At 42.6% G+C, this 9,701-nt stretch carries 7 protein-coding genes; 3 read left to right on the top strand and 4 right to left on the bottom strand.

What is annotated here, in order from left to right; all coding sequences use genetic code 11:
- The first annotated feature begins 190 nt into the window (after nt 1–190).
- Entirely contained in the window at nt 191–2,215 is a 2,025-nt protein-coding gene (locus tag O9295_RS05560; RefSeq protein WP_288032254.1) for a potassium channel family protein, read from the top strand.
- Nucleotides 2,216–2,263: 48 nt separating this feature from the next.
- Here the strand turns inward: O9295_RS05560 and O9295_RS05555 are convergent, their stop codons facing one another.
- The gene (locus tag O9295_RS05555; RefSeq protein ID WP_288032253.1) at nt 2,264–4,036 is read right to left on the bottom strand and encodes a sbcc family protein; all 1,773 of its coding nucleotides are present in this window, start codon (nt 4,034–4,036) and stop codon (nt 2,264–2,266) included.
- 264 nt (nt 4,037–4,300) lie between these two features.
- On the opposite strand from O9295_RS05555, the gene groL reads away from it, so the two are divergent.
- Nucleotides 4,301–5,974 carry a chaperonin GroEL gene (gene groL, locus O9295_RS05550; RefSeq protein ID WP_272080748.1) on the top strand — a complete coding sequence of 558 codons (1,674 nt, stop codon included), beginning with the start codon at nt 4,301–4,303 and terminating at the stop codon, nt 5,972–5,974.
- Between the two features lie 190 nt (nt 5,975–6,164).
- The gene (locus O9295_RS05545) at nt 6,165–8,054 is read left to right on the top strand and encodes an ABC-F family ATP-binding cassette domain-containing protein (protein WP_288032252.1); all 1,890 of its coding nucleotides are present in this window, start codon (nt 6,165–6,167) and stop codon (nt 8,052–8,054) included.
- Nucleotides 8,055–8,083: 29 nt separating this feature from the next.
- Here the strand turns inward: O9295_RS05545 and O9295_RS05540 are convergent, their stop codons facing one another.
- The 3 genes from O9295_RS05540 to O9295_RS05530 form a co-directional block, all read right to left on the bottom strand.
- Complete coding sequence (locus tag O9295_RS05540) at nt 8,084–8,554, bottom strand: hypothetical protein (RefSeq protein WP_288032250.1); 471 nt, start codon at nt 8,552–8,554, stop codon at nt 8,084–8,086.
- A 318-nt stretch (nt 8,555–8,872) separates the two neighbouring features.
- Nucleotides 8,873–9,064, bottom strand: coding sequence for a hypothetical protein (locus O9295_RS05535; RefSeq protein ID WP_288032248.1), 192 nt, complete (start codon nt 9,062–9,064; stop codon nt 8,873–8,875).
- A 253-nt stretch (nt 9,065–9,317) separates the two neighbouring features.
- Nucleotides 9,318–9,701 (bottom strand): bluetail domain-containing putative surface protein (locus tag O9295_RS05530; protein ID WP_288032247.1); only part of this gene is annotated, 384 nt, incomplete at its 5' end.

Raw genomic sequence — 9,701 nt, 5'->3', positions numbered from 1 at the left:
GTTGACCCTTTTCCCTGTTTTGCTTCTCGCAAAGCTCGTCAGGATTATTATGGCAAAATTACCTTTTCTTTTATTCAGGAGTTTGAGGCTTTCACATAACAGTACTTGTCTTTGTATTGAAAAATGTGTCCGTCAGTCAGGGGATCAGAAGTTTGAAAAAGCATTCTATTTTTTAAGACAAGCAGAATCTATGAACCAAGAATCTCTCAGCTTTGTCGATGGGAATGTCAAGTTAGCCGATCGCTTTTTAGTTTGTGGATTGGGTAGTCTCGGACAACACTGCGTCAAGTCTTTAAAAGAGTTTGGGGTTAGCGTCGTCGGTATCGAACTAATACAGCCTCCCAGTTGGGAAATTAATGATTTTCCCGATTTATTAGAGGAAATAATTATCGGTGATTGTCGTCAAAAAAACATTTTAGCAAGAGCGGGAATCGATCGCTGTCGGGCTGCTTTAATTGTCACCAGTGATGAGCGAATTAATGCCACCACTGCCCTAATTATTCGGCAATTAAATCCCCTTACCCGCTTAGTGGTGCGTTCTTCTAAAGATAATCTCAATCAGCTACTTAAGGAACGTTTAGGCAATTTTATCGCCTATGAACCCACCCAACTACCCGCCAATGCCTTTGCTTTAGCCACATTAGGCACGGAAACCCTCGGTTTTTTGCATCTCGACGGTCAGAAATTGCGGATTATCCAGAGACAAATTAGCCCCGAAGATGGTTTACTCGATCGCTTTTTAGGTGATTTAAATACCCCCACCCGTCGTCTGTTAGCACACACAGCCCCCGATGAACCTTTAAGGGCTGGATTTTATCAATGGTCCCCCACCACCACTATCGGGGCCGGTGATACCATTACCACCATCGAAACTACCTACCAAAACATCGATGCTGTCCGCCAGAAACCGTCAAATTATCGCCAGAAGTTGCGGTATTTTTGGCAAAAATTGCTCAAAGAAATCCAACAATTCTGGCAATTGAGTTTTCAGCAGCAAATTCACCGGGTGGCTTTCATGTCAGTATTTATCATTATCCTGCTGGTAATTATCGGGACTTTTCTTTTCCATCTCTACGCCCCGAGAGCTTCCTTTATTTCCGCTCTTTCAGGAACGGCGATTCTTTTATTAGGTGGTTATGGCGATGTTTTCGGTGCCTCTAACCCCGAAGATTTAAATGCAGTTCCCTGGTGGATGCAGCTATTTAGTCTCTTTTTAACCTTAGCTGGAACCGCTTTTATCGGGGTTCTCTATGCCATTTTGACAGAAACTTTATTATCATCAAGATTTCAATTTATCCCCAACCGTCCCCCAGTTCCCCAACAGAATCATATCGTTATTGTGGGCTTAGGTCGAGTCGGCAAAGAAGTGGCTAATTTATTACTAGAAATGCAACAGGCAATCGTTGGGGTCAGCTTAAATAGGGATTTTGATGCAACTATCCTGCCAAAAATGCCCCTGATGACGGGAAATATCGAAGAATCTTTAAAAAATGTCAATTTAGATAGGGCTAAAAGTATAGCGATTGTTACTGATGACGAAATCCTCAATTTAGAAGTAGCCCTAACCACCCGCAAACTCAACCCCCAAAGCTACTTAGTCATCCGCACCACCGACGACACCCTTAGTCAACAATTAAGTCAAATTCTGCCCCGCTCTCACATTTTAGGAACCAACACCGTAGCGGCAGAAGCCTTTACGGGAGCGGCTTTCGGAGAAAATATCATCTATCTGTTCCGTTGGGCGCAAAAAACGATTCTGGTGACGGAATACGAGATCGAAGCCGGAGATACTCTCAATGGTAGCTCGATCGGGGATATTGCCTACGGTTATCGAGTTGTGCCGATCCTACACCAACGAGAACGGCAAGCCCCGAAATTAATGCCCGAAGATTATCTCAATTTACGCATCGGCGATCGCATTGTGGTGCTGGCCACCATCAACGGACTGCGACGGGTGGAACAGGGTCGTCGCACTCCCAAAACTTGGCGCGTGCGGGTGGAAAAAGCCTTTAACCGCAATATTGCCGCGGAAGCACCCACCGTAATCAGTCGTTTTTCTAATTGTCCCCTGAAAACCGCCAGCGATCTCATGGAAAATTTGCCAGCGACCCTGGGCGCTCCCCTCTACGAACAGCAGGCGATTCGATTAGTTTCCGAGTTAAAAAAAATTCAAGTTCAAGCATTGGCCATTCCGATTAACCCGAAATCGGGGTAAATGATAGTTATCCTTTTTGTCAAACTAGAAGGCTCTCTTGGTCTTTTTTTATGCAGTTAAAGTGACAGTAGCCTTGGCAGTTTGTCCGGAATCAGAAGTGGCAGTAATAGTAATTGTATCCCCAGCATTTCCTTGTGGGGGTGCAGTGTAGGTAAATTTGGCATCAGTGGTATTTTTATCAATTTTACCGCTTTCTGGCGGTGAGATTGTGATGGTGTAGTTACCAACGGGATTAATGCTAAATTCTTTCTCCCCGTTTAATGCTAAACTTGCGATAGGCGGAGCGATCAAAATCGTTGGAGGTAGTCCCTGTCCAGTGGAACTAGCCTCTACAGTTACTTTTTTCTCCACTTGATTAATTAAATCGGGAATAAGACGTTCGCTAAATCCAGCCACAAAAGCCATTGTCAAAAGTCCATATAAATAGGTGTCATTCCCCTTATTTCCATTGTCAGTCCGAATTTGTAAGGGAGAAATGCTAGAGTTAAGAATTAGCAGAATAAAGAAAGCGAAACTTCCCCCTAAAATGGGTTTGGTTAAACCAATTGACAATGGCAAGAAGTCATCGTCATATTTTTGATTTTTGGGATTATCAAAGTCTTGCAAACGAGTTAGAAGACTAACTGCTCCCCCTAAAGTCCCTGTCATCAATATCAATATCAAGAGTCTAAAATTTCCATCTTTGTCCTCAGTATTTTGGTTACTAGAATTTGAGATTGGAGGTAAGGGCATAAGCAAATCCTTCACTGGAGGGGAGTTCATAATACCCCAATTCAAAGGGAGAGCTAACACTAATCCAATTAAAACTTTTGTAGGTATTTTGATAGAATGGAAAAGATTATCTCTGAAGTCGGCTAGACCATTCCAAAAACCCATCTGGGTTTTTCTTAATCCTGTTTCGGCAGCATAGCGTAATTTTTGTGCCAAAATAATATTAGGTTGACCTGTTAAAGATTTAATCGCAATTTCTCCAGCATCTACCACCGACTTTACTTGCATGATATCCCAAGCTTTGGAACTGTTGATGAGTTCCACCTGCGCTATCCCTAGTATTATAATTAATTTGGCTAATTCTCCCTGTACTTCCCGGTCTAATTCTGGAGGGAATCCCGCTACTTGTTCTTTAGTTTTTCCCAGCAAAGTATCAATTCTTTGATTTAGTTTAATCACCTCATCTCTAGCTTTAATTTCATTGATTAAATCGTCTAAAGTTTGAAATAAAACACTTGCTTCTTGTAGTTGTGCAAAATTATCTTTAAATTCCTTGACTAACTTTTCAAAGGGTTCATCTACTTCAGGAATTGAACTATATTTGTCTAAGTTATCCTTCAGTTCAGCAATCAAAGACTCATTTTTCTGTTGTAATTCCACAGTCGTGGAAAATTTAACCAAAGTATCTTTAATTTTTGTTTGCCAAGCAGTTAGTTTTTCCTTGAGTTTTGGCAAGTTTGGAACGTTAGCATTAGCATCGAATAGAGTCGTAATTGTTGTAACTAAACTATCAGTTTCTTGGCTGAAAGTATCAAGAGGAGTTTCTGAACTTTTGCCCGTAGATAAAAGGTTGATTGTCTCCACAAGCTGATCTGTATGAGCTATTATTTGTTTTTCTAATTCTTCTCTGCTAGGTAAAGGGTCTGAAAAAGTTAATTCACCTAGTTTTTGAATAAGTTCATCTCTTAAATTATTAGTCTCTTGAGTGATTGTTTTGGCTTCTGTTTGGTAACTAGCAAGGGTAGCTGATTTATCCTGACTAAATTTATTTTGGGTTTCCAGAATAAATTGATTAATTTTTTGTTCGATAGCAGGATTTGGATTAATCATGATTATCTTCTCCTAAAAAAAAGGCGAAAATGGGCTAAAATTCGGTTAGCTTCCAGATGCTACAATAGTTATCATTGATTTTCTGCAATTATTAATAAATCTTGATAAATTTTTATTTTTTTAACTCAATTCAGTCTGCCGTAGGGACATAACATCGTTATCTCCTCAACATCGTTATCTCCTCAATGACCGCAGCCGCATCTTAGCACTCAGGCCCTAAGAGTGCTAAATTAACTAAAGGAGTCTTATCACAACAGCGATACCATGTCCAAAATCATTGCCTTCAAAGATGAATCCCGTCGCGCCCTAGAAAGAGGTGTCAACGCCTTGGCCGATGCGGTAAAAATCACCCTCGGTCCGAAAGGACGCAATGTCTTGTTAGAAAAGAAATACGGCGCCCCCCAGATCGTTAATGACGGCATCACCGTCGCCAAAGAAATCGAATTGTCCGATCCCCTCGAAAACACCGGGGCGAGATTAATTCAGGAAGTAGCGGCAAAAACCAAAGATTTAGCGGGAGATGGCACCACTACCGCCACCATCATCGCCCAGGCTTTAATTAAAGAAGGTCTGAAAAACGTTACCGCCGGGGCCAATCCCGTCGCCTTAAGACGCGGACTAGACAAAACCATCGCCTATCTGGTGGAAGAAATCGCCGCCGTCGCTAAACCGATCGCTGGAGATGCGATCGCTCAAGTGGCCACCGTTTCTTCCGGCAACGATGAAGAAGTGGGACAAATGATCGCCACCGCCATGGAAAAAGTCACCACCGATGGCGTAATCACCGTGGAAGAATCGAAATCCTTAACCACCGAATTAGAAGTAGTAGAAGGGATGCAGATCGATCGCGGTTATATCTCTCCCTATTTCATCACCGATCAGGAAAGACAGATCGTCGAGTACGACAACCCCCTGATCCTGATTACCGATAAAAAAATCAGTGCGATCGCTGAATTAGTCCCCGTCCTCGAAGCCGTTGCCCGTCAAGGTCGTCCCCTATTAATTATCGCCGAAGATGTGGACGGCGAAGCTTTAGCCACTCTAGTGGTCAACAAGGCCCGGGGTGTCTTAAATGTCGTCGCTATCAAAGCCCCCAGTTTTGGGGAACGTCGCAAGGCGGTTTTACAAGATATCGCCATCCTCACCGGCGGTCGTCTGATTTCCGAAGAAGTGGGCTTAAGTCTTGACACGGTTAGCCTCGATCTGCTAGGGCAAGCGGCAAAAATCACCCTAGAAAAAGACAATACAATTATTGTCGCCTCTGGGGACAGCCGCAATAAGGCCGATGTGCAGAAACGTCTCGCCCAACTGAAAAAACAGTTAGAAGAAACCGATTCCGAATTCGATCAGGAAAAATTACAGGAACGCATCGCTAAATTAGCTGGCGGTGTGGCCGTCATTAAGGTCGGGGCAGCCACAGAAACCGAACTCAAGGATCGCAAACTCCGCATCGAAGATGCCCTCAATGCCACCAAAGCCGCCGTGGAAGAAGGTATCGTCCCGGGCGGTGGTACAACCTTGATTCATCTGGCTTCTAAGGTGAAGGCTTTCAAAGCTTCTTTGACTAACGATGAGGAAAAAGTCGCCGCCGATATCGTCGCTAAAGCCCTAGAAGCCCCCCTGCGTCAGTTAGCTAATAACGCCGGTGTGGAAGGGGATGTGATCGTGGAAGGTGTGCGCGAAACCGCTTTTAGCGTCGGTTACAATGTCCTCACCGGCAAGTACGAAGACTTAATCGCCGCCGGAATTATCGATCCGGCTAAAGTGGTACGGTCAGCCGTTCAAAACGCCGCTTCTATCGCCGGTATGGTCCTAACTACGGAAGCCCTCGTGGTCGAAAAACCCGTTAAAGAAGCCGCAGCCCCTGATATGGGCGGCATGGGCGGCATGGGTGGCATGGGCGGCATGGGTGGCATGGGTGGCATGGGCATGATGTAATTCCTAATGCCGTCTGGCCCCTGAAAATAATCTCATGCAATTGAGCCAATCTGTCCCTTTTCTCGTTATCGTCGGCATTAGGGGCAGGTTTTTTTTCCTGGGGAAAAACTTTTTCAGCAGAACCTGCTTAATCTATCCTTTGCATTAGTCCAGACACTACACTAGAAAAGAAGGATTATTCCCAGAAATCATGACACTGCTGACGGTTCGATCGCTCAAAAAAGACTTCGGTATCAAGGAAATTCTCAAAGATGCCAGTTTTAGCCTCGATGATCGCGATAAAGTCGGCCTGATCGGTACGAATGGATCGGGAAAATCGACCCTATTGAAAATGATCGCCGGATTAGAAGCGATCGATGGTGGCGAAATTCAAATCAATTCGGGGATGAAAATCGTCTATTTACCCCAGCAACCCGATCTAGACAATGATAAAACGGTTTTAGAGCAGGTTTTCGCCGATAGTGGCGAGAGCATGACTTTAATCAAGGAATACGAGGAATTGTCCGATCGCCTTGTCCATGAGCCAGAAAATCTGGATACTATTATGGAGCGTTTGTCAAGGGTTTCGCAACAAATTGATAAACTTGCCGCCTGGGATTTAGAAACCAATGCTAAAGTTATTTTAAGTAAACTGGGCATCGATAATTTTAATGCTCGCGTGGGAGATTTATCGGGGGGATATCGCAAAAGAATCGCCATCGCTACCGCACTTTTAGCCGATCCTGACTGTTTATTGATGGATGAACCCACCAACCATTTAGACGCACTTTCCGTGGAGTGGTTACAGAGTTATTTGTCCCGTTTTCGGGGAGGATTATTATTAATTACTCACGATCGCTATTTTCTCGATCGAGTGACTAATCGCATCATTGAAATCGATCGGGGAGATTTATCTACTTATTCCGGTAATTATGCCTATTATCTAGAAAAAAAAGCTTTAGCGGAAGAATCGATCGCCAGTAGTCAACGCAAACACGCGGGAGTTTTACGACGGGAATTAGAATGGTTATCCCGGGGACCAAAAGCTCGCAGTACCAAACAAAAAGCGCGCATCGATCGCATTCAAGCAATGGGTAATAAGGAATTTAAACAGGTGGAGGGAAAAGTCGATATTGCCACCGCAGGAAGACGCATAGGCAAAAAAGTTATTGAAGTAGAAAAAATCTCGAAAGCTTACGGAGATCGCACTTTAATTAAAGATTTTACCTATATTTTTACTCCCGAAGATCGCATCGGTATTATTGGCAGTAACGGGGTAGGAAAATCTACTCTCATGGATATTATTACCGGGAAAATTCTCCCCGATTCAGGCACAGTTGACATCGGTTCCACTATTCATATTGGTTACTTCGATCAACAATCCGATGATCTCAATATCAACGAAAATCAAAGAGTGATCGAATATCTGAAAAGTGTGGCCGAATTAGTCAAAACCCTAGACGGCAGCGTGATTACCGCTTCCCAGATGTTAGAAAAATTTCTCTTTCCTCCCGATCAACAGTATGCACCAATTTATAAACTTTCTGGAGGAGAAAGACGACGCTTATTTTTACTACGAGTTTTGATGAGTGCACCTAATGTTTTAATCCTAGATGAACCCACCAATGATCTCGATGTGCAGACTTTAGCAATTTTGGAAGAATATTTAGAGGACTTTAACGGTTGTGTGATTGTCGTTTCCCATGATCGCTATTTTCTCGATCGAGTAGTTGATACTATTTTTTCCTTTGAAACCGGGGGTAATATCCGTCAATATCCGGGTAATTATTCCCTTTATCTCGATCAGAAAAAAGAGGAGGAGGAACCAAAAGAAAAAAAAGTCACCCCAAAAACTGTTAAAGCTTCTCCGTCACCTGTCAATAAAAAAATCTCTTTTAAAGAGAAAAAAGAATACGAAGATATCGAAAAACAAATACCAATTTTAGAAGCAAAAAAAGCCGAAATTGAACAGGTACTTTATGGAGAACCCCTAGAAGATTTTACCAAAATAACCGCGCTGACCGAAGAATTAGCTCAATTGAGTCAAAAAATTGATACTTTAACCGATCGCTGGTTAGAATTAGCGGAAAAATTAGGCTAGGATAATCCCTATTTTCCCGATCGATTTAGTCAAAACTGAGTGATAATTTCCGGTGAATCATCCTCATCCATGACCAGATCTACCGACTCCACCCGCAAGAGTGCCAAATTATCGTTAACCACCCCTTGAAGATAGATTTCCCCCATCCCTTCACCCCCAAGATCGATCGAGCCAAAAACTTGACCGGTTTTTGTATTAAAATTAAACTGAAAATAATTAGCTGAGGAAATTCCCTCGCTGACATTATCGTATCTAGCGATCTCTTGACCACTGTTATCATAAAAAGATACCTGAAAATCTTCTAAAACTTGCATTTTTCCCGAACCTTTTTCCGAAAAGATAGTCAGGGCCGTTTTTTCATCATAACTAAAAGAACCTTTAGCTGTATAACCCTGATTTCCCAACCATTGAAAATCGATCGTCACCGCTAAAACTCCTTGGCTATTCATGTTAGCAACTAAAAGCAAAGCTAATAGTAAAGTCAATATTATCTTTTTCATTAGTCGGTTATTTCATTTACAGCAGTTATCCTAATGGTGAGGTACGAAGTCTCTGGTTTTGGAGAACAGGGAACAGCGAACGGTAGCTATGGTTTGCTGAATAAATCTAAAAACCTTGTTGGATAAGACTTTTAGACTTTTTTGACCTCAAAAAGTGCCGACCATTGGAGTGATTGGGGGGAAAATTCAGGGACTTTTTCCCTGAAAATTAGGTAGTTGACCACCTGAAAATGGGTAAAACCCCACACCCTGCCACCAGGGAAAACCTTTTCAGCAAACCCTATTATAGCAAAGGGATTGCTACTTGCTTCCAATTAGTCACTGATAACTGATAACTGAATAGAGTTTGTCAGCGAAACGTTTTTTTGTCTTAAAGTCCAGAAAACGGGTTTCTTCAAGAAACCCGTTTTCTAGGTGAACTTCGGGAAAAAAGAAGCTTAAAAACGCTTCAAAATATTCGCTTAATGCTTCTTGCCATGATTCATCATAATTGGCGGTTGTTTGGTTCATGGCGAGATAAATTAGCACACTAAGTACGGAAGAACCGTAGCGTAACGCACCGATTTAATAATAGAGGTGGTGCGTTACGGCGGCTTGTTGATGCGTGTTTTTTTGACCGAATTGTTAGCCACCTAACGCACCCTACTGGACTGTTTCAGCTAAAATAGGGCAATAGATTTCGGCTTAAAATCTTAGATTATAGAATTTATAGCATTTTTCTAATACACCAAATTAGCTGAAACAGTCCACTACGCCTACTTAATTAAACAAAGAAATTACCCACTGTCATGCTCCCTAAAGCTGGTAAAGTACCAGTAAATCCGGTGATATTTATTAATAAATCATTGCTGGATTGGAAGCCAGCCGTGCTATCATTAATAACGAGGTAAGTTCCAGCAATCGCACCAGTTGTTACTTGCACTAAGGCGGCACTATTAACCGCTAATTCTTGATTACCTGTAGTGGCTCCATTGGCATCAGGAAATACCTGATTGATTAAATCGTCTAAAGTGGTGACAGTGCTATCAGCAGCGCGACTGAAACTACTAGGCGCATTCATGGCAGTTCCACCTTGAGTTAATAAGTCGATTTTATCACTATTGATGGCAAAATCTGTGATACTATCGCTTGCGGATATGGTAGATTG

Source organism: Microcystis sp. LE18-22.4A, assembly GCF_027531105.1.
GTDB lineage: Bacteria > Cyanobacteriota > Cyanobacteriia > Cyanobacteriales > Microcystaceae > Microcystis > Microcystis aeruginosa.
This window is presented reverse-complemented; position numbering and strand designations above follow the sequence as displayed.